Genomic DNA, 18,496 nt, shown 5'->3' on the forward strand with positions numbered 1-18,496 from the left:
GAATTTGGCGGAATTATCTAAGTAGTTGATTTTTAACGCTATAATATAATTCTTTCGCGACGGAAGGTGACACGCAGCATACTTTCCCAACCAGCTCGAACAGGCTTTGGTCGACCGGTGGCGGTGGATCGGCCCGGAGTGCCAATTTCACCGCGCGATAGACCTCGATCCGCTTGCGGCGGCGTTCACGAAGTCTCCCCACGTGAGTCCCCTTCGCGACGGGCTTCCCAAAGATGTCATCCCACGAACCGGCCTCAAATCGGCGCGCCACCGAGTCATAGGCTTCAATGAACGCGACAGCTAGCCACTCTGGTGTTACAAGCCGCGCGCCTGCGCAGATGCGCATCGCCCGCAGCAATTCGGCTTTGTCCCCCTCGCGGATTTTGTTTTTCAGTTCCTCAAGCTCGTGTAGCCATACATCAAGCATCAGCCATTGATCCCGCACCGCATCGCTCGCCGGTTCAGTGTTCGACTGGTTCACCCACCAATCGTCAACCGCTCGCCGGGCCTCTGCCACAGTCAAAAACCGCGCCGGCCCGATCATGCCGCGGTTCCCCGCCCAATCGGCACCACCTCGCCGGCGCCGGCTATGATTCCGGCCAGCCTCTCCGCCCAAAGGTCCAGCGCCTCGCGCTTTTCCCGGTCGTAGGTGTAACGTGCGTATACCCGCGACGTGATTGTCGCCTTGGTCGCGCTGACGTGATTCAGCACATGGCCGATCACAAACGGGCTGATGCCAGCCTCTTCCATGAGCGTCGCGGCGGTCCGGCGCAGGTCGTGGGCCGTCCAGTGGGGAATGCCCAGCACCGTTGTCACCTTGCCGCTGGTAACGGCTGCCCGCCAGATTGCGACGGTGGCCCCATGCCGGGCCATCGCGGATTCACCGCCCGGCGCCGGGAATACCCACGGCCCGTCTTCGCGTCCCTTCCGTGCAGCCAGGGCCTTCACGTCGGCGAGCTGCGCCTGGATGATCTCGACGGCCATCGCGGACAGGGGCACCGTATGGTCGCGCCCGTTCTTCGTCCGGGGGCCGGCAAGGCCCAAAGCGCCCGGTCAAAGTCGATTTCCTCGACCGTCATGCCGGCGACTTCCCCCACCCGCTGCGCCGTGATCAGGCATAGGCGGACTACGCGCCGGGTCGATTCCCGCATGTTCGCATCGGGCAGGGCCTTCCACATGGTGCGAATCTCGTCGGCGGTCAGCACGCGCTCGCGCTCGACGGCTTCGGTGGGCATCCGCATGCCCTCCGCTATGTTCGCATCCAGGTCGCCCCGGCCGCGCGCCCACCTGACCATGGCCTTCACGTCCTTCAAAACGTGGTTGGCCTCGATCCCGGCGCCACGATCCTTCACATCGTCGACGCAGCGGGTGATGTCTCGCCGATGGAAGTCGGCAAGCTTCACCGTGCCGATCAGGGCCACGACGTTCTTGCGCAAGCGGCGGGCAATCTCGTCGCTCGACCGCTTGGTCGCGGCATGGCGGGCAAGATAATTCTCGACCAGATCCGCGACCGTTTGCGAGGCCGCCAGAGCCTTCTTTTCCGCAATGGGGTCCGCACCCTCGCCGATCTCGCCGCGGGCCTCCCGTGCCCTCTTACGAGCGGCGGCGAGCGTCATTTCGGGATATCGACCGAGCTTCAGCCAGGCGCGTTTGCCATCCCCTGGTTTCGTGTAGACCTGGAAAAAAGTCTTGGTCCCACCAGGCGAAATGCGAAGGCACAACCCGGCCACCAGGGTGTCAAAATGGTCAACCTGTTTCCCAACCGCGGGCTTCACCGTCTGGCAAAACCGATCCGTCAATTCAGCCTTTGGCATCGCGCCTCCCGACATCCCGCCTAAAGAAAATCTACGGAAATATCTACGCCAGTACGCGCGCTTTGTCGATATGCCTTGCGACGTGTGGAAACGCCACGGGACAAATTATTCAGCTATTACAGCAGCTTGTGCTGTATCGCTGTGTCGCACGCAGTCGCGCCAAATATCGATGAAAACAGACTTCTAAGCGGGATGTCGCAGGTTCGAGTCCTGCCGGGGTCGCCAACGTTTCCGCCGGTCTCCGGGATATCGCCGTCCTGTCAGTCAGCTCGGCGGCACGCGTTGGCACGCAACGGGCGCGGGCGTGATCGCCTTTGTCGCCGACTATGGGGCCAGGGACAATACTTGTGGCCAGAAATCGGACTCATGACCTGAAGGTCGTCAGTTCAAATCTGGCCCCGCAACCGGAACCACCAAAACCCCAGCAGCCAACAGTACGCTGGGGTTTTTGATCCTGGACCGCCCCCGTTACATCGCCCCAGCGCTGGCCACAGCGCCAAAGACGCGGGCCACGGCTTCGGCACCGGGGTCGACAACCCCAAGCAAGTCCGTGCTGCCGACGTAGCTCGCGCGCCCCGCGCGGGCCGATGGCATGTTCGCCGTCCCATCAGCGCCGATGCGTGCCGCCGCCGCGGCCGAGGCGAGGTCGCGCCCCGCGGCCAGTGTCTCGATCGCCGGGAGAAGCGCGTCGAGCATGGTCCGGTCGCCGGCGCGCGCCCCGCCGTAGTGCTGCACGCGCGCGGCACCGGCTAGAAGGGCTGTCGCGAGATCCGCGCCCTGCGTGAGGGCCACGCCGACGGCGGCGACGAAGGTCGACAGAAGAACGCCGCTCGAGCCCCCCATCACGCGGGACAGGCGCTCCGAAAGCGCACGGCAGAGCGCGCCGGGGTGCGCGAGCGGCAAGGCGTCCAAATCCGCGTAAATGCGCCGCGCCGCGGTGGCGAAGGTCGAGCCGGTGTCGCCGTCGCCGACGCGGGCATCCAGGCCGTCGAGATCGGCCTGTGCCGCCATCAGCGTCGTGCAGATGCTCTCCAGCATTCCTCGCGCGGCCGCATTCTCGGAAGGCTGCTCCGGAGTTGATGAGAGTTCCGCCGGTAGCGGAAGGATCCGGACAGTCTTTGCAACTTGTCGGGGGATGGGCCATGCCGGTACCCCGACCGGTGCCGTCAGCATGGTGACCGTCTCATCGCCGATAGGCATCAGCGACAGGGAGAACCCACGCATGTCGAGGGCGGTGACGGCCGGCGCCGGGCCGAGGATCCACTCGATGCGCGCGCCGATAGAGCTCCTTAAAATCTCACGGACGATGATCGCCATTTCGAGCGCGGGTACCCCTCCCAGATTGTTGACGAGCAACGCCAATCGGGGGGCCGTCTGGATCTCCGGCCCGAACCGGCCGAGCATTTCGGTGACGAGGTCCGCGGCCGCGGGCAGTGCTATGCGCACCGCACCCGGCTCGCCGTGAATACCCAGCCCGAGTTCGGCCTCGCCGGGGCCGATCCGGTCTTCGTGAACACGGCCCGGGATCGAGCACATGCTGGTTGCGACGCCGAGCGACCGAACCGAGCGGGCCGCGTCCTCGGCGGCGGCACGCACCTGCGCCAGGGAGAGGCCGCGCTGGGCGGCGTATCCGGCAGCCTTGTGCACGAAGATGGTTCCGGCGATCCCGCGCGGTCGCGGGTTGTCCGGGATCGCGACATCGTCGGCGACGATCACCATCTCGACCTGCCGGCCGAGCGCGCGCGCCCGTTCGGCGGCGAGGCCGAAATTGAGACGGTCGCCGACATAGTTTTTCACGATCAGCAGGCATCCGGCGGGTCCGGTCACGCTGAGGATTGCCGCGAACACCGCGTCGACCGTTGGCGATGCGAAGATGTCCCCGCACACAGCCGCGTCCAGCAGCCCTTCGCCGACGAATCCCGTATGGGCGGGCTCATGGCCGGACCCACCCCCTGAAACCACCGCGACGGTTTTGGGATCACGGTTGGCGCGAAGGACGACCTTGATCTCCGGATAACCGTCCAGGCGCGCCAGGCCGCGGTCGGCCGAAGACAGGAGCAGGCCATCCAGGGCCTCGGCCACAATGGCATCGGTAGCGTTGATGAAGTGTCGCATTCGAAGCCTCGCTTGGAATGAAGGGGCGACGGACCATGCTCAGATCATGCTTGGGCGAGGCCGGGGGCTTCCCACCTGAGGGCGGCCGTGTGGACGGGCGAGTCCCAGAGCGCCAGCGCTTCCTCGTCCATTGTGGTCACCGTGAGCGAGCAGCCCGCCATCTCGAGTGAGGTCACGAAAGAGCCGACCAGGCTTCGGGCGAGGATCAGGCCGTGTGCGGCGAGGATGCGCGCGGCGCTGTTCGCCATGAGGTAGAGCTCCATCATGGGCGTGCCGCCGAAGCCGTTGACGATGAGCAGGCAAGGGGTTCCCCGGGGTGGCGCGAGGTCGTCCAGAACCGGGGTAAGGAGTTCGTCGGCAATCTCGTCGGCGGAAGCCATTCGCTGGCGGCGGCAACCCGGCTCGCCATGGATCCCGACGCCCATCTCCATCTCGTCCTCGCCCAGCGAGAAGGTCGGCCGGCCGACGGCCGGCACCGTGCAGGAGGTGAGCGCCACCCCCATCGACCGGGTACGCATGTTGACCGTGCGCCCGAGCGCGGCCAGGGTCTCGAGATCGCGGCCTTGCTCCGCCGCGGCACCGACGATGCGTTCGACCGCAAGGGTGCCCGCGACACCGCGGCGCCCGGTCGAATGGGGCGAGGTCTTCACCGCGATATCGTCGTCGACGATGATGCTGGCGACGGGACCGGCCACCATCTCCGCCGCCATCTCGAAGTTCATCACATCGCCTTCGTAGTTCTTCACGATAAACAGGGTGCCGGGTGCGCCCGAGACCGCGTCGACGGCTGCGACCATCTGGTCCGGGGTCGGCGAGGTGAAGACCTGGCCGGGACAGGCGGCATCCAGCATCCCGCGGCCGACGAAACCGACATGCAGCGGCTCGTGGCCCGAGCCACCGCCCGAGATCAGGGCGACCTTGGTCCGCACCACGTCACGCCGGCGCACGAATTTGAAGTCTTCCCCGAGGCTCAGGATATCGCCGTGCGTGGCAAGCAAGCCCTGGAGGGATTCGCTCAGGACCGTATCGACGGAATTGATCAGTTTCTTCATTGTTGTCCCCCTGTTTGTCGATCGAGCCCGTTCAAGTCAGCGCTCGGGCCTCGGGATCGTCGTCGTCGGATTGCAGCAGGCCGGCGAGCCCGGTTGCGAGCGAGCGTATCAAGGCCTCGGCGCGCGCGTTGAGGGCAGCATTGCCAAAGTCCGGTATGCTGATCGTAACCTCGCGCATGGCGCGCGGACCGCTCACGACTTCCAGGCGGCCGGGATGCGCCTCCCGGTAGGCAGCCAGAAATGCCGCCCGCTCCACGGGCGTGACGTGACAAATCTGGAAGATTGTCTCCAGGTGCTGCGCCGGGATCGGCGTCGAGTAGGCCGGGTTGACGATCTGCGAGATGAAGCTGCGGTTCTTGCCCAGCGCCTCGGCGAGCCGCTGGCGGGTGCCTGAGGGTCTGTTGTCCACGATCCCGCGCAGGATGGTCTTGTACCGCGCCAAGGGCGAGAGCGCGTCGGGGCCGCCGGGCGAGTCCGGTTCAGAGTCCATGTTCAGGCTCCTGCGACAGGTCGACCGCCCGGATCGAGGCCTTCGTCGCGGCGACCAGGCCCGGTGCGACCGAGAGGCTGCGCAAGCCCGCGCGCAACAAGGCCGGGATCGCCCGCGGGTCGGCGCCGGCATCGCCGCACAGGCTGACCGGCCGGCCCCCGGTCGAGCCGTACCGCGCGACATGGCCGATCAGGCCCAGAATGCCGGGGTGAAGCGTGTCCGCGTAGGATGAGACCGCCGGGTTGTCCCGGGCGGCGGCGGCAGCGTATTGGGTGAGATCATTGGAGCCGATCGACAGGAAGTCGGCGCGAATCTGAGCGATCGCGAAGGCGAGGGCGGGAACCTCGACCATGACCCCGAGCTGGGGCCGGGCATGGGCAATCCCGCAAGCGCGCAATTCGCCCACGGCGCGGTCGAGGAGCCGGGCGGCATCGTCGATCTCGTCCTGCCGCGTCACCATGGGCAGCATGATCCGGACCGGCCCCTCGGCGGCGGCGCGGGCCAGCGCGCGCAACTGCACGCCGAACCGGTCGGGGTGTCGCAGCGACAGGCGGATTCCGCGCAGGCCGAGAAACGGGTTGCTCTCATTGTCGGCGGTGTAGCCCGGGATCGGCTTGTCGCCGCCAGCGTCGAGCGTACGGATGGTGACAGGGCGCCCTTTTGCCCAGCGCACGAGCGCGCGGTAGAGGGCGAATTGGCGCTCCTCGTCGTCGATGGAACTCATGGCGAGGAACTCGGTGCGCGTAAGCCCGATGCCATCGCACGCCTCGACGGGCAAGCCGGCGATGTCGTCGAGGCCCGCGACGTTGATTGAAACCTGCACCAGGACGCCGTCGCGGGTGATGGCCGGCTCCAACCGCCGTCGCTCGGCCTCCCCCGCTGCCTCGCGGCGCGCTGCCACCCGCCGCTGCGTCGTGGCGAGCGTCGCGGGCGAGGGGTCGACGATCACCAGCCCCGCATCGCCGTCGACCGCGAGCAGGCCTGACAGCGCTTCCCAAGCAGGGCCTAGGCCCACCACCATGGGCACGGCGCGGGCGCGCGCCAGCATGGCGACATGACTCTGCGGACTGCCTGCGCCGAGCGCGATGGCGCCGCCGTGGGACCAGTCCATCGCCAGGAACTGCGAAGGTTGCAGATCCTCGGCCACCAGGACCGCGCCGGGTTCGGCCTTGAATTCATCGAGGCCGAAAAGGTGGCGCAGTACCCGGTCGCGGATGTCGACGAGGTCGCTCGACCGCGCTTGGAAATAGGGGTCATCCGCCGCGAGGTAGCCGGCGATTTCCACATCAAGCGCCGCGGTCCAGGCGTCGTGAGCAGCAGCACCGTCGGCGATCGCGGCGAATGCGCCCTCCGCCAGGGCCTCGTCCTCGAGCATCGCGCCCTGGAAACCAAGGATCTCCGCTGCCTCTCCCGACTGGGCGGCGACGAGGGTGGCAAGCTCGGCTGCTGCTGCTTGAATAGCATTCGCGATCGCCGCCCGTTCGTCGTCCGGCGACCCGGCCTCGCGTTCGGCGGCGGCGATCGCATGGATCGGGCAGGCGGTGCCAACAGCCACGCCCGCGGCAGCGCCGAGCCCCGAAACCGCTCGCTCCATCGGCCTCACTCCTCGTCGAACCGGCGTTTGACCAGGTCGATGAGCGCATCCAAGGCCTCAAAGGCATCGGCTCCCGAGGCGCGAAAATACAGGGTTTCGCCCTTGGCGGCCTTCACGCGCATGATCTTGACCGGGCTCTTCGCGTCCACCCAGGGGCCGTCGGGTGCCGTGGCGACCTCGAGCCGCGCCCGGAAGCGCTTGGCGGATTGCGTCAGCTTGACAGACGGGCGGGCGTGCAGGCCGACCTCGTTGGTGAGGAGGACAGACGCTGTCAATTCGGTCGTCTTGTTTTCTGGCGTGAACTTCATAGTGCCATCAACTCCTCGGCGGCAGCCTTTACCTTTGCCAGGTCCGAGCCCCCTGAGGCCTCGGTCGCCGCCATGACGGCCCCCTCGACGATCGGGGCGTTGCAAATGACGATGCGGGACCGCTGGTCTTCACGCATCATCTCGATCGCCATTTCGCTGTTCGTCTCGGCGCCGCCGAGGTCGACGAGAATGGCGACGCCGGCTTGCGACCAGGCCGCGTCGATGGCGGCCATGATTGCACCGACGTCCGTGCCGATGCCACCTTCCGGGTTGCCGCCGGCGAAGGCGATGGGGACGCTGTCGCCCACCATCTGGCGGACCATGTCGGCTGCGCCCTCGGCAACCTTGGGAGAATGGGAGACGATCACGATTCCGACGTTCTGGGTCATGCGCACGCACCCTCCAATACGCCGCAGGCCGCCGCGACGAGGAATGCCGACGAGCACGCGCCGGGATCCATGTGTCCGACCGACCGCGCCCCGAGGAACGACGCGCGGCCACGGATGGCATGCATGGGGACGGTCGCCCGTGCGGCTTCCTCGGCCACGGCGGGAAGGCGCCTGGCCAGGTTGCCCCCGCCCAGCGCCAGCGCCTGCTGTACCGGGACGAGCACATCCAGCATCGTCTTCTGCCCGGGTTCCGATTTGCCGCGCGCCTTCACCGCCGCGATCGCCTTGTCGAGGGCGGCCGCGGCGTCGGTGACGGTGGGTTCGGCCGGCAGCTCCTTGGCAAGGGTGATGAACAGGGTGCCATAGAGCGGGCCCGACGCGCCCCCGACCTTCATAACCAGGGTGGTGCCAAGGCTTTTCAGCGCCTCCGGGAGGGGCTGGCCAGCGAGATTGTCGATGTCCGCGAGCACGGCCTCGAAGCCACGCCGCATGTTCAGCCCGTGATCGCCGTCGCCGATCGCCAGGTCCAGCGCGGTGAGATCGTCGGTGTGGGCGATGATCGTTTCCGCCATGGCGGCGATCAGTGCGTGTTGGGTGGCAGGGGTCATGGGATTGCCTGGGTCATGCTGGTGGGACGGGATCAGGCCTGCACGCGAGCGCCGGCGCGGTCGAAGAAGAGGGGCCTGTGCAGGCTGACGCTCACGAGATCGCCTACGGCAAGCGGCGTGTCGGGATCGACCAGGCTGACGGTCTCCTGGTCCTCGATCGCTACGTGGATATTGTTCTGATCTCCCAGATGCTCGATCCAGGTCACCCTGCCCGCAGGCCCGGCGCCCTTATGACCGTTCACCTTGGCGATCTGGAGATGCTCGGTACGCACGCCGACCGTCGCCGCCGCGCCCGGCGCGGGGAAGTCGGGAAAAAGACGCCTGGGCAGCAGGTTGATGGGCGGATGGCCGAGCCGTCCCGCGACATAGACGTCGGCCGGGTTCTCGTAGATCTCCCGCGGCGTGCCCACCTGGACGAGGTGGCCGTCCCGCAGCACGCCGATGCGCGTGGCGAGCGTCATTGCCTCGGTCTGGTCGTGTGTCACGTAGAGCAGGGTCTCGCCGAGATCCTGCTGGATCCGCTTGAGCTCGATGCGCAGGTCCGCGCGCAGCTTGGCATCGAGGGAGGATAGCGGCTCGTCCATCAACGCAATCGCCGGTCGGCGCACCAGCGCCCGGCCGATCGCCACGCGCTGCATCTGGCCGCCCGACAGTTGGGTGGCCCGGTTCTGAAGCTTGTCGGCGATCCGCAGGAGCTCGGCGACGTTCTGCACAACGCGGCGGATCTCCGCTTCGGGCATCTTTCGCACGGGGGAGCGAAGCGGGAAGGCCAGGTTCTCGTAGACCGTGAGGTGCGGATAGAGCGAGTACTGCTGGAAAACGAAGGTGATGTCGCGGGCGGCCGGCGGCGCGCGGGTGACATCGGCGCCATTGATCAGGATCCGGCCTTCGTCGGGGCGATCGAGGCCCGCGACAAGGCGCAGCATCGTCGTCTTCCCGGCCCCCGTGGGGCCAAGAAGGACGATGAACTCGCCGTCTCCGATGGTGAGCGAAGCGTCCTGCAGCGCTGTTACCGACCCGAAGCGCTTGGTCAGGTGCTGGACAACGATCTCAGACATGTGCGGCTCCATTGGCGTGGGCGGCAACTCTCGCGTTCCCGCGCCGCAGGGATTCGTGGCGGGAATGCGGCGTGTCGTGCAGGGCCGAGCGAATGACCTTGCCGGTATCGCCGGCGAAAAGGGACAGCTTGGTGGATCTGAAGGCAAGCCCGACAGGCTCGCCCAGCGACACCGCGTCGGAAGCGGGCAGCCGAGCCTTGACCATGCCGTGAGTAGTGACAACCGTGGCGATCTGATTGGTGCCAAGGTACTCGATGCCGATGACCTCCCCGCGGATGCCGCCCTCGCTTACAAGGCCGACATGTTCGGGCCGGACCCCGAGAGCCAGGGGGCCCGATGGACGCCCCTCGCGGGGCGCCGGGATGGCGACCCGGATACCGCCCACTGTTACCTGGGCCGCACCCAGTTCCACGGCGCCCTCGAACCGCAGGAAGTTCATGGCCGGGGAACCGATGAATTCGCCCACGAAAATCGAGGCCGGACGATCGTAGATCTCCTGCGGCGGTGCCAGCTGCTCTATGCACCCGCCGTTCATGACGGCAATCACGTCGGCCATGGACATGGCCTCCAGTTGGTCGTGGGTCACGTAGACAGTCGTCGCCTTGAGCCGGTCATGCATGGCGCGCAGCTCGCCGCACATGATGTGACGGAATTCGGCATCGAGCGCACCGAGTGGTTCGTCCATCATGAACGCCTTGGGCTGGCGCACCAGGGCGCGCCCCAGCGCCACCCGCTGGCGATCGCCGCCGGAGAGCCCGGACACGGGCAGGTCGAGCAGGTGTTCGATCCGCAGCGTTCGTGCCGCCTCGTCCACCCGGCGCCGGATCTCCTTCTTCGGCGTGCCGACCGAGACGAGCGGGAAGGCGATGTTACGGCGTACGTTCATGTGCGGGTAAAGGGCGAAGAGCTGGAACACCATGGCGATGTCCCGCTCTCTTGCCCGCTTGAAGGTGACGTCCTGGTTGTCGAGATGGATGCGGCCGGAAGTGGGCAGTTCCAGGCCCGCCACCATCCGCAGAGTCGTGGTCTTGCCGCAGCCCGAGGGGCCGAGCAGGCAGAAAAAGTCGCCGTCGGGCACGGTGAAGCTGGTGTCCCTCACGGCGGTGAAGGCGTCGAACTGCTTGACGAGGTTCTCAACCCGGATCTCGGCCATGGCTCACTCCGGAAACTTCGAGACGGCCGTGAACATCACGACGCCCGCGAGCGTGGTTGCGAAGGAATAGGTATAGAGAATGAGGGCGAAGGGCTGCAGCAGCATCACGACGCCCGCGGCGATGAGCACCGTCGCGATCGTTTCCATGGGCCGTCGCCGCAGCCAGCGGGGCCAGCGCGAGCGGGGCGGCGGGCGGTTTGGTGCCGCCATGTCCGGGGTGTCTGTGGTCATTTGCGCACCGCGCCGAAAGTGATACCCCGCAGGAGGTGTTTGCGCAGCAGCACGGTGAAGACAAGGATGGGTAGCAGGAACAGGGCGGTGCCGGCCGCCACCGCCGGCCAGTCCTGGCCGCCCTCGCCGATGATGATCGGGATGAAGGGCGGCGCTGTCTGCGCCGCGCCCGAGGTCAAGAGGACCGCGAAGGCGTATTCGTTCCAGGAGAAGATCAGGCAGAAAATCGCGGTGGCGACGATGCCTGTCGTGGCTTGCGGCAGCACGACCATCCGGAACGCCTGGAGGCGCGTGTAGCCATCGATCATGGCCGCCTCCTCGTATTCCCGCGGGATCTCGTCGATGAAGCCTTTCAACAGCCAGACCGCGAGGGAAACGTTGACCGAGGTGTAGAGCAGGATCATCCCCAGCCTGGTGTCGGACAGGCCGAGTTCGCGGTACATCAGGAAGATCGGGATGGCGACGGCGATCGGCGGCATCATCCGTGTCGACAGGATGAAAAACAGGAGATCGTCCTTCAGCGGCACGCGGAAGCGCGAGAACGCATAGGCCGTGGCGGTCCCCAGCACGATGGAAAGCGCGGTCGAGCCGAAGGCGATGATGAGCGAGTTGACGAAGCGCGGCACGTAGTTCGACGAGCCGACCACCACCATGCTGCGCGACCGCGCCACCTCCTCGCAGGCGCCTTGCGGCGGCGGCAGGCTCGCGATGTATTCGGGCGTCTGGCGCGAGCGGGTGGTGAACAGGCTGCAGAAGCCTTCGATGGAGGGAGTGAAGTCGACGAAGGGAACCACCTTCGGGGGATAGGCGATGGAGTCCTGCGGTGTCTTGATGCTGGTGAGCCCGATCCAGACGAGGGGGACCAAGGCGACCAGAGCGTAGAGCACGACGACGACGCTGGCGGCGAGCTTCGCGCCGGTCGACGGTTGGACGACGGAATGGGCGGTCGCGCTCATCGGGCCTTCACCTGGTTGAGGGCCTTCACGTAGATGTTCGCCAGGCCGAAAATCATCACGAACATGATCACGGCGAAGGCCGAGGAATACCCGGTCCGCCAGGCTTCGAAGGCGGCACGCTTGAGCGTGATCGAGGCGAATTCCGTCGTCGAACCCGGCCCGCCGGCGGTGAGCAGGTTCACAAGATCGAACATCTTGAAGTTCTCGATGCCTCGGAACAGCACCGCCAGCATGATGAAGGGCAGGCACATCGGCAGGGTGATCGAGACGAACTGACGCCAGTTGGAGGCGCGGTCGACCTCGGCGGCCTCGTAGATGTAATCAGGAATGGAACGCAGCCCTGCGAGGCAGATCAGCATGACATAAGGCGTCCACATCCAGGTATCGACGATGATGATCGCCCAGGGGCTCAAATCCACATCGCCGAGCATCTGAAACGAGGAAGGCTCAATCCCTGAAAAGAAGGCTACGACGTAGTTGAACAGGCCGATCTGCGGCTGGTAGAGGAACGTCCAAAAATTCCCGACCACGGCGGGCGAGAGCATCATCGGGATGAGGATCAAGGTGGTCCAGAAGCCGTGGCCGCGGAACTTGCGGTCGATGAGATAGGCGAGGGCGAAGCCGATCACGGTCTGGAGCAGGATGGTCCAGAACACGAAGTGGGCGGTTGCCTGCATCCGCAGCCAGATGTCGGGATCGGTGAGGATGGCTTCGTAATGGTCAAGGCCAACGCCGCGCACCGGCGCGTTCGGCCGGTTCGCCCGGTAGTTCGTAAAGGAGAGCTGGATCGTCCAGAGCAGCGGGAAGAGGTTGATCGCCAGCAGCAGCAGCATCGTCGGCGTGATGAAGAGCCAGGCGATGGCGCTATCGGAAAGGCCCCGCATGCGAGAGGCGATACCGGCGGGCGTTGCCGCGGCGGCCCTTGTGACAAAGCCGGGAATAAGTGGCGCTTGGTTCATGGATCACGGTCTCCGCTGGCGCCGCATACGCTCGGCCGCGCTCGATTGCGAGGAGGGACACGGCGGGATGCCCGCCGTGTCCGCGCGGGCGGTCAGATCTTGTCGTCCTCCTTGAAGACCTTGGTCCAATCCTGGATCAGGAGGTCGAGTGCCTGCTTGGCCGTCCCCTGGTCGGCGACGACATAGTCGTGTACCCGGCGCTGCATGGCCTGAAGCAGCTGAGCGTAGGACGGCTCCTGCCAGAAGTCGCGAACCTGGCCCATGGCGGTGAGGAAGTCGGCGGCGAAGGGCGCCGTGTTGGGGAAATTCGGGTCGCCAAGGACCGCCTTGTGGCAGGAATACCCGCCTAGCGCCCACCACCGCTTCTGAATCTCGGGGTCGGCGAACCATTTGATGTACGCCAGGGCCTCGTTGCGGTTCTGGGAGTAGCTGACCACGGAAATCCCTTGGCCACCGAGTTGGGAGCCCACCGTTTTCTCACCGGGATTGACGAAGAAACCGATCTTGTCACCGCCTACGTTCGGATCCTTGTAAAGGCCGGGGAAGAAGGCGAAGAAGTTCATCTGCATCGCAACCTGCCCCGACTTGAAGGCGTCGAGACCTTCCTGCATGTAGCTGTTGGAAGCGCCTGGAGGCGTGCAGCACTTGAAGAGCGACTTGTAGAACTCGAGCCCGGCAACGGCCTCAGGTGAGTTCACGAAGCCTTCCATGGCGTAGGGCTTCGCGGGATCCTGGTACTGGAAGCCGAATGGATAGAGGGCATTCGTCACCCCCATGGTAATGCCTTCCGAGCCGCGCTCGGTGTAGATCGAGGCGCCGTAGATCTTCTTGCCGTCGATCTCCCGGCCCTGGAAGAATTCGGCGGTCTGTTTCAGCTCCGTCAGCGTCTTGGGCGGCGCCAGGTCGCGCCCGTACTTCGCCTTGAATTCGGCCTGGATGGCCGGACGGGCGAACCAGTCCTTGCGATAGGTCCAGCCGACGGCATCGCCCATCGCGGGCAGCGCCCAGTAGTTCTCCGTTCCCTTCGGCCAGGTCGCATAGCCCTCGACCGTGGCGGGGAGGAAGTCGCTCATCTTGATTCCCTCCTTGTCGAAGAAATCGTTGAGCTTCACATAGTGACCGTTCTCGGCCGAGCCGCCGATCCACTGGCTGTCGCCGATCATCAGGTCGCAAAGTTGCCCCTTCGAGTTCAGCTCGTTCAGCATACGGTCGGCGAAGTTTGGCCACGGCACCAATTCGAACTTGACGCTCGTGCCCGTCTTGGCCGTGAAGTCCTTGGACAGTTCGACCAGCGCATTGGCTGGATCCCAGGCCGCCCAACAAAGCGTGATCGTCTTGGCCTCAGCATGGGCGTCGGCCGTGGAGAACAGGGCGGACGCGGCGACAGCGCTGGCGAACGCCAGCGTCCTCAGGGAATACATGATTGTCCTCCTTGGGATCCGAGATTGACCGTTTCCTCTCGCCGCCCGCTCGAACCCTCGCCATGAACAAGAGAGATGGGCGCCGATCGCTGGTTCAGAGACGTTCGCTCTGTTAAGCAGCTTGTTTAGTGAAATTGAATATACTAAACATGTCAAGTGGCGAGGTATGAGCAGAACAGCGGCCGTCTGCCGCTCGGGCCCTTGGTGCATGCCGGCAGGTCGGTCGATGGCTGGACAAGCAGGCGCGTCGGTGACATCTCCGGGTGGGACCGAAGTGTCCTGATTGCAAGTCGGCCGCGCTATTAACCCGGTGCGGTGTCGGACCAGTCGCGGCTCGGCGACGGCGATATCGAGGAAGAGCCGGCCGATCCGGATCTGCCGCTGTATCGTGAGCCGGTCGCGAATTCCAGGGTTATGCATGGCGGTCGGCTCCTGTGCAACGCTGGGTACGGCGTGGTGCCGGGTGGGGTTGGCACCCGATGGCCTCACGGGGTGGCGACCACGATCGTGGCGGCGGCCCGCTTGATCATCGCCGCATAGAGCGCGCCGGCCTCCTCGTCGGCGTCGTAGATGCCACGCACGCAGATTCCGGTGGCGCCGACGATGGCGCGATTGGCTTCATAGCCGTTGATGCTGGCGATGGCCTGCGAGCCCAGGAGATAGCCCTCGCCGGCCTGCAGGCGCCCAGCGCAGCACAGCATGCGGATCGTGGGATTGGTGCCGAGCGCGCTGGCGCTGGCGAAATCGTGGGTGATCACGTGATGTCGCGATTGCGCGCCGCCAGAAAGCGGGCGACGTGATAGGTGGTGGCCCCGCCGCCCAGCATCAGCACCTCTTTCGGCAGGATCATGGCCGAGACCGCGGCGGCGATGGCCTCGCGTTCGGGGACCATGACGCGCCGGCGGTCGCTGCGCGCCGGCTCCAGCGCGAAGGGGCGCGAGGCCCCGCCGTAGGTGCGGTTGATCAGCCCCTGTTCCTGGAGCTCCAACAGGTCGCGGCGGATGGTTTCGCCCGAGACGCTGAGCACCGTGGCCAGCTTGGACGCCCGCAGCGTCGATGCCTCCAGGAGCTGGGAAGCGGCGGTGGAAGCAAGCCCGTAACCCCAGCCGCCGCTACCCGAGATTTGTGGACAGATACACAATCAGCCTGGATTAGCCACTTCAGGCGAACTGCATCGCGACGCTGCGCCACTTGGTATAGAAATCCAGGATCTTGAGGCCCTGCTCCGGCACGCCGAGGCCCGAGCCCTTCCAGCCGCCGAAGGGCGCATGGAGTTCGACACCCGCCGTCGGCAGGTTCACCCCCACCACCCCCGTGTCGACCGACCGCGCAAAGCGGTGTGCGGCTTCCAGGTCGCGGGTGACGATGGTGGCGCTGAGGCCGTAGGCTGTGCCGTTCACGGTGTCCACGGCGGCCTCGAGCCCGGCGACCGGGATGAGGGCCACGACCGGGCCAAAGATCTCCTCGCGCGCGATGGCGGCGTCCGGTGCGACATTGCCGAACACCGTCGGCGCAACGAAATAGCCGTTTTCGGCGGGGGCCTGAGCCCCGCCGGCCAGCAGCGGATGGCCCGCCGCGATGGCCGCGCCGATATGGCCGCGTACCTTGCCGAACTGCCGATCGTCGACCACCGGTCCAAGGAAAGTCGCGGGATCCAGGGGATCGCCGGCCTTGAGTTCCGCAACACGGCTCAAGAGCTTGTCGACGAACGCAGCTTCGATCGCCTTGTCGACGAGGACTCGGCTCGTCGCCGTGCATTTCTGGCCGGCGCTGCGGAAGGCCCCTTCGACCGTCAACATCACGGCCTTGTCGAGATCGGCCTGGCCGTGGACATAGAGAGCGTTCTTGCCCCCCATCTCGCACTGGGCGCGGGCGAGGCGGGCGGACACCTGGCGATAGATGCTCTGGCCTACCGGCGTGGAGCCGGTGAAGGAGACGCCGGCAATCCGCGTATCGCCGACGATGGCACCGCCGGTCTCGGCACCGCCATGCACCAGGTTGACGACGCCCTCCGGCAGGCCGGCCTCCATCAGCAGGTCCAGCACCGCCTGCGAGCAACCGGGATGGTGCGGCGCCGGCTTCCAGACCACGGTGTTGCCGCTGACCAGGGCCGGGCCGAGCTTCCAGCAGGCGATCGAGAACGGAAAGTTCCATGGTGTGATGGCGCCGACGATGCCGATCGGCTCGCGAACCGTGTAGTAATGGACGTTGGGCCGGCCGGAGTGCAGCGTCTCGCCGGCCGGCCGCTGCGCTTCGGCGCCATAGAATTGCAGGACCTTGCCGGCATAGTCGGCCTCGCCCACCGCCTCGGCGAGCGGCTTGCCCATTTCGCGCGTCATCAGGGCGCCGAGGTCCTTGGCGCGCGAGCGAAGCAGAATGCCGGCCTTGGTGAGGATTTCCCCGCGTGCGATTGCCGAGGTCTCACGCCACGACTGGGCAGCGTCCCGTGCCGCCTCGACGGCCGCCTCGACGTCGGAGGCGGAGGAGAAGGTATAATCAGCGACGATATCGTCGAGCCTGGCGGGATTGATGGCGCGGTAGCGTTCGGTGCCGCCGGGCACGCTGCGGCGACCGCCGATCATATTCTGGACAATGGCGTTCATGGCAAATCCTTCTTGAACATAACTGGATGCTTCGCCGGGGGTGTCACTGGCCGGCCTTGATGTCGTCGGCGACCTTCTCGGCGGCCATGATGGTCGTCAGCATGGTGTTGGCGCTGACGACGCTGGGCATGATCGAGGCATCGACGACGCGCAGACCGCCGACGCCGATCACGCGGGCGTGCGGATCGACGACGGCATCGGGGTCGTCGGCGCGGCCGAGCCGGCAAGTGCCGCTCGCATGCCAGCTTCCGCAGGCATTCTCCACGATCCAGTCGCGGAGCGTGTTATCGGACGCCATCAGATCGCGCACGCTGGCGTCGGGGCTGATGAGTGTCTCGATCATGGTTTTGCGCGCCAGCGATCCCGTGCCCATCACGCCGGCGGCGAGCAGGGTCAGGAACCAGTTCTTGCGGTTGACGGCGCCGAGCTTTCTCACCCGCTCCGAGAAGCTCGCGGGGAAGATTTCGGCGATGACGCCCGTCATCGCCGGCGAGGAGATGATGGTCGACAGCCGCTTCATGCCGTCCTCGAGCCGCACGAGGTCGCGTTCGTCCGAAAGCTGGCGGAAATTGATGAACGGCGCAGCGTCGGGGCTGGCACCCGTCAGGCGCACCAGGCCGGTCGAGTAGGGCTTGTTCACGCACACCAGGATCGATGCCAGGCGTTTGCCGAGCGGATGCCAGGCGGCGCGGTTCGAGGGCAGGATGAACATGTCGCCGGGGGTCGTGTTCGCCACCCCGGAGGTATAGCGCAAGCCCATCTGAATGTGCCGGCGCATGCTCGACGGCAGCCGGTTGCCGGGCCGCAAATAGGCCGCAAGCGCCACCATGGGGTGGTCCTGCAAATTGGCGCCGACGCCGCGCCGATCGGCGCGCACCGCGATGCCATGTTCGCGCAGATGCGCAGCAGGACCGATCCCCGCCCGCATCAGCAGGGGCGGCGTCTGCATCGCGCCGGCGCTGACGATGACCTCTCGTGCCCCGATCGTCCGCTCGCCGGCCGCATCGCGCACCACGATGCCCGTGGCCCTCACCCCGTCGAAGGTGATGCTGCGTGCTTCCGTCTCGGCCAGGATCGTGAGGTTGGGCCGGGCCCGCACCGTGGCAGTCAGATAGGCCCTGGCCGTCGACATGCGCGTGCCGTCGGGATTGTTGATCGACATCGGGAAGAAGCCGTCACGCGGGTCGCCATTGTGGTCGCCGATATCCTTGAAGCCGAGGTCTTCGAGCGAGCGGGCGGTCGCCTGCGTGAACGGCGACCAGTCGGCGCGCGGAATGCGCCGGATCGGCATCGGACCGCTATCGCCGTGGAGCGGCGTGGCACCGAAAGTCATGTCGCGCTCGAGCTTGCGGTAATAGGGCAGGACGGCATCCCATCCCCAGCCCGCGGCACCTTTGGCTTCCCATTCCGAGAAATCCCACGGCAGGCCGCGGAAGGCGAACATGCCGTTGATGCTCGTGCCCCCGCCCATGACCTTCGCCTGCTCGTAGCGGCGGGGGGCGGTGGCGCGAACCTCGGGATCCATCAAATGGACCTGAAGATTCTGCCAGTGATAGTCCCGGTTGAAATAGGCGACGATGGGATAGGAATCCAGGATGTCCGCGGGTTCCTTGCCGGGCGGCGTGTCGGGGCCGGCCTCGATCAAGGCGACCGAAAGCCGTGATTCTTCCGATAGCCGGGCGGCGAGCACGGCGCCCGCCGCACCGCCGCCGATGATGACATAGTCGAATGTGGGGGAGGTCATG

Annotated in this window: 20 protein-coding genes; all 20 read right to left on the reverse strand. The window is 66.2% G+C overall.

What is annotated here, in order from left to right; translation table 11 throughout:
• Window positions 1-13: 13 nt before the first annotated feature.
• Complete coding sequence (locus D3874_RS06960) at window positions 14-544, reverse strand: hypothetical protein (protein ID WP_119777436.1); 531 nt, start codon at window positions 542-544, stop codon at window positions 14-16.
• A complete protein-coding gene (locus tag D3874_RS06965; protein ID WP_119777437.1) occupies window positions 541-984 on the reverse strand; it encodes a tyrosine-type recombinase/integrase in 444 nt (147 codons plus the stop codon). The genes D3874_RS06960 and D3874_RS06965 overlap by 4 nt, the downstream gene beginning before the upstream one ends.
• Window positions 945-1,814: a tyrosine-type recombinase/integrase gene (locus tag D3874_RS06970; protein WP_158595875.1), complete on the reverse strand. Its 870-nt coding sequence runs from the start codon at window positions 1,812-1,814 to the stop codon at window positions 945-947. The genes D3874_RS06965 and D3874_RS06970 overlap by 40 nt, the downstream gene beginning before the upstream one ends.
• Window positions 1,815-2,282: 468 nt before the next feature.
• Window positions 2,283-3,929, reverse strand: a complete 1,647-nt coding sequence (locus D3874_RS06975) for a dihydroxyacetone kinase subunit DhaK (RefSeq protein ID WP_119777439.1) — start codon at window positions 3,927-3,929, stop codon at window positions 2,283-2,285.
• Between the two features lie 44 nt (window positions 3,930-3,973).
• Entirely contained in the window at window positions 3,974-4,981 is a 1,008-nt protein-coding gene (gene dhaK, locus D3874_RS06980) for a dihydroxyacetone kinase subunit DhaK (RefSeq protein WP_119777440.1), read from the reverse strand.
• A gap of 31 nt (window positions 4,982-5,012) precedes the next feature.
• Complete coding sequence (locus tag D3874_RS06985) at window positions 5,013-5,471, reverse strand: hypothetical protein (RefSeq protein ID WP_119777441.1); 459 nt, start codon at window positions 5,469-5,471, stop codon at window positions 5,013-5,015.
• A complete protein-coding gene (locus D3874_RS06990; protein ID WP_119777442.1) occupies window positions 5,461-7,065 on the reverse strand; it encodes a putative PEP-binding protein in 1,605 nt (534 codons plus the stop codon). Before D3874_RS06990 ends, D3874_RS06985 begins: the two co-directional genes overlap by 11 nt.
• Window positions 7,066-7,070: 5 nt before the next feature.
• The gene (locus tag D3874_RS06995) at window positions 7,071-7,373 is read right to left on the reverse strand and encodes an HPr family phosphocarrier protein (RefSeq protein WP_119777443.1); all 303 of its coding nucleotides are present in this window, start codon (window positions 7,371-7,373) and stop codon (window positions 7,071-7,073) included.
• A complete protein-coding gene (gene dhaM / locus D3874_RS07000) occupies window positions 7,370-7,762 on the reverse strand; it encodes a dihydroxyacetone kinase phosphoryl donor subunit DhaM (RefSeq protein ID WP_119777444.1) in 393 nt (130 codons plus the stop codon). Before dhaM ends, D3874_RS06995 begins: the two co-directional genes overlap by 4 nt.
• A complete protein-coding gene (dhaL, locus tag D3874_RS07005) occupies window positions 7,759-8,370 on the reverse strand; it encodes a dihydroxyacetone kinase subunit DhaL (protein ID WP_119777445.1) in 612 nt (203 codons plus the stop codon). The genes dhaM and dhaL overlap by 4 nt, the downstream gene beginning before the upstream one ends.
• A gap of 32 nt (window positions 8,371-8,402) precedes the next feature.
• Window positions 8,403-9,428, reverse strand: coding sequence for an ABC transporter ATP-binding protein (locus D3874_RS07010; protein ID WP_119777446.1), 1,026 nt, complete (start codon window positions 9,426-9,428; stop codon window positions 8,403-8,405).
• Window positions 9,421-10,581, reverse strand: a complete 1,161-nt coding sequence (locus tag D3874_RS07015; RefSeq protein ID WP_119777447.1) for an ABC transporter ATP-binding protein — start codon at window positions 10,579-10,581, stop codon at window positions 9,421-9,423. Before D3874_RS07015 ends, D3874_RS07010 begins: the two co-directional genes overlap by 8 nt.
• 3 nt (window positions 10,582-10,584) lie before the next feature.
• Window positions 10,585-10,812, reverse strand: a complete 228-nt coding sequence (locus D3874_RS07020; protein ID WP_199698974.1) for a hypothetical protein — start codon at window positions 10,810-10,812, stop codon at window positions 10,585-10,587.
• The gene (locus D3874_RS07025) at window positions 10,809-11,768 is read right to left on the reverse strand and encodes a carbohydrate ABC transporter permease (protein ID WP_119777448.1); all 960 of its coding nucleotides are present in this window, start codon (window positions 11,766-11,768) and stop codon (window positions 10,809-10,811) included. The genes D3874_RS07020 and D3874_RS07025 overlap by 4 nt, the downstream gene beginning before the upstream one ends.
• Window positions 11,765-12,727, reverse strand: coding sequence for a carbohydrate ABC transporter permease (locus D3874_RS07030; protein ID WP_119777449.1), 963 nt, complete (start codon window positions 12,725-12,727; stop codon window positions 11,765-11,767). The genes D3874_RS07025 and D3874_RS07030 overlap by 4 nt, the downstream gene beginning before the upstream one ends.
• Window positions 12,728-12,819: 92 nt before the next feature.
• A complete protein-coding gene (locus D3874_RS07035) occupies window positions 12,820-14,568 on the reverse strand; it encodes an ABC transporter substrate-binding protein (RefSeq protein ID WP_199698975.1) in 1,749 nt (582 codons plus the stop codon).
• A 65-nt stretch (window positions 14,569-14,633) separates the two neighbouring features.
• Window positions 14,634-14,906 (reverse strand): DeoR/GlpR family DNA-binding transcription regulator, encoded by a 273-nt coding sequence (locus D3874_RS29160; RefSeq protein WP_199698976.1) that lies wholly within the window; start codon window positions 14,904-14,906, stop codon window positions 14,634-14,636.
• Entirely contained in the window at window positions 14,903-15,289 is a 387-nt protein-coding gene (locus D3874_RS29165) for a DeoR family transcriptional regulator (RefSeq protein WP_199698977.1), read from the reverse strand. The genes D3874_RS29160 and D3874_RS29165 overlap by 4 nt, the downstream gene beginning before the upstream one ends.
• 19 nt (window positions 15,290-15,308) lie before the next feature.
• Window positions 15,309-16,751: an aldehyde dehydrogenase family protein gene (locus D3874_RS07045; protein WP_119777451.1), complete on the reverse strand. Its 1,443-nt coding sequence runs from the start codon at window positions 16,749-16,751 to the stop codon at window positions 15,309-15,311.
• Window positions 16,752-16,794: 43 nt separating this feature from the next.
• On the reverse strand, window positions 16,795-18,495 hold the full coding sequence (locus D3874_RS07050; protein WP_119777452.1) for a GMC family oxidoreductase: 1,701 nt from the start codon (window positions 18,493-18,495) through the stop codon (window positions 16,795-16,797).
• Window position 18,496 lies beyond the last annotated feature (1 nt).

Source organism: Oleomonas cavernae (genome assembly GCF_003590945.1).
GTDB lineage: Bacteria > Pseudomonadota > Alphaproteobacteria > Zavarziniales > Zavarziniaceae > Zavarzinia > Zavarzinia cavernae.

Coding starts and splice junctions, on each gene's coding strand:
- D3874_RS06960 (WP_119777436.1), bottom strand. CDS start 544: ATGATCGGGCCGGCGCGGTTTTTGACTGTGGCAGAGGCCCGGCGAGCG.
- D3874_RS06965 (WP_119777437.1), bottom strand. CDS start 984: ATGGCCGTCGAGATCATCCAGGCGCAGCTCGCCGACGTGAAGGCCCTG.
- D3874_RS06970 (WP_158595875.1), bottom strand. CDS start 1,814: ATGCCAAAGGCTGAATTGACGGATCGGTTTTGCCAGACGGTGAAGCCC.
- D3874_RS06975 (WP_119777439.1), bottom strand. CDS start 3,929: ATGCGACACTTCATCAACGCTACCGATGCCATTGTGGCCGAGGCCCTG.
- dhaK (WP_119777440.1), bottom strand. CDS start 4,981: ATGAAGAAACTGATCAATTCCGTCGATACGGTCCTGAGCGAATCCCTC.
- D3874_RS06985 (WP_119777441.1), bottom strand. CDS start 5,471: ATGGACTCTGAACCGGACTCGCCCGGCGGCCCCGACGCGCTCTCGCCC.
- D3874_RS06990 (WP_119777442.1), bottom strand. CDS start 7,065: ATGGAGCGAGCGGTTTCGGGGCTCGGCGCTGCCGCGGGCGTGGCTGTT.
- D3874_RS06995 (WP_119777443.1), bottom strand. CDS start 7,373: ATGAAGTTCACGCCAGAAAACAAGACGACCGAATTGACAGCGTCTGTC.
- dhaM (WP_119777444.1), bottom strand. CDS start 7,762: ATGACCCAGAACGTCGGAATCGTGATCGTCTCCCATTCTCCCAAGGTT.
- dhaL (WP_119777445.1), bottom strand. CDS start 8,370: ATGACCCCTGCCACCCAACACGCACTGATCGCCGCCATGGCGGAAACG.
- D3874_RS07010 (WP_119777446.1), bottom strand. CDS start 9,428: ATGTCTGAGATCGTTGTCCAGCACCTGACCAAGCGCTTCGGGTCGGTA.
- D3874_RS07015 (WP_119777447.1), bottom strand. CDS start 10,581: ATGGCCGAGATCCGGGTTGAGAACCTCGTCAAGCAGTTCGACGCCTTC.
- D3874_RS07020 (WP_199698974.1), bottom strand. CDS start 10,812: ATGACCACAGACACCCCGGACATGGCGGCACCAAACCGCCCGCCGCCC.
- D3874_RS07025 (WP_119777448.1), bottom strand. CDS start 11,768: ATGAGCGCGACCGCCCATTCCGTCGTCCAACCGTCGACCGGCGCGAAG.
- D3874_RS07030 (WP_119777449.1), bottom strand. CDS start 12,727: ATGAACCAAGCGCCACTTATTCCCGGCTTTGTCACAAGGGCCGCCGCG.
- D3874_RS07035 (WP_199698975.1), bottom strand. CDS start 14,568: ATGCATAACCCTGGAATTCGCGACCGGCTCACGATACAGCGGCAGATC.
- D3874_RS07045 (WP_119777451.1), bottom strand. CDS start 16,751: ATGAACGCCATTGTCCAGAATATGATCGGCGGTCGCCGCAGCGTGCCC.
- D3874_RS07050 (WP_119777452.1), bottom strand. CDS start 18,495: ATGACCTCCCCCACATTCGACTATGTCATCATCGGCGGCGGTGCGGCG.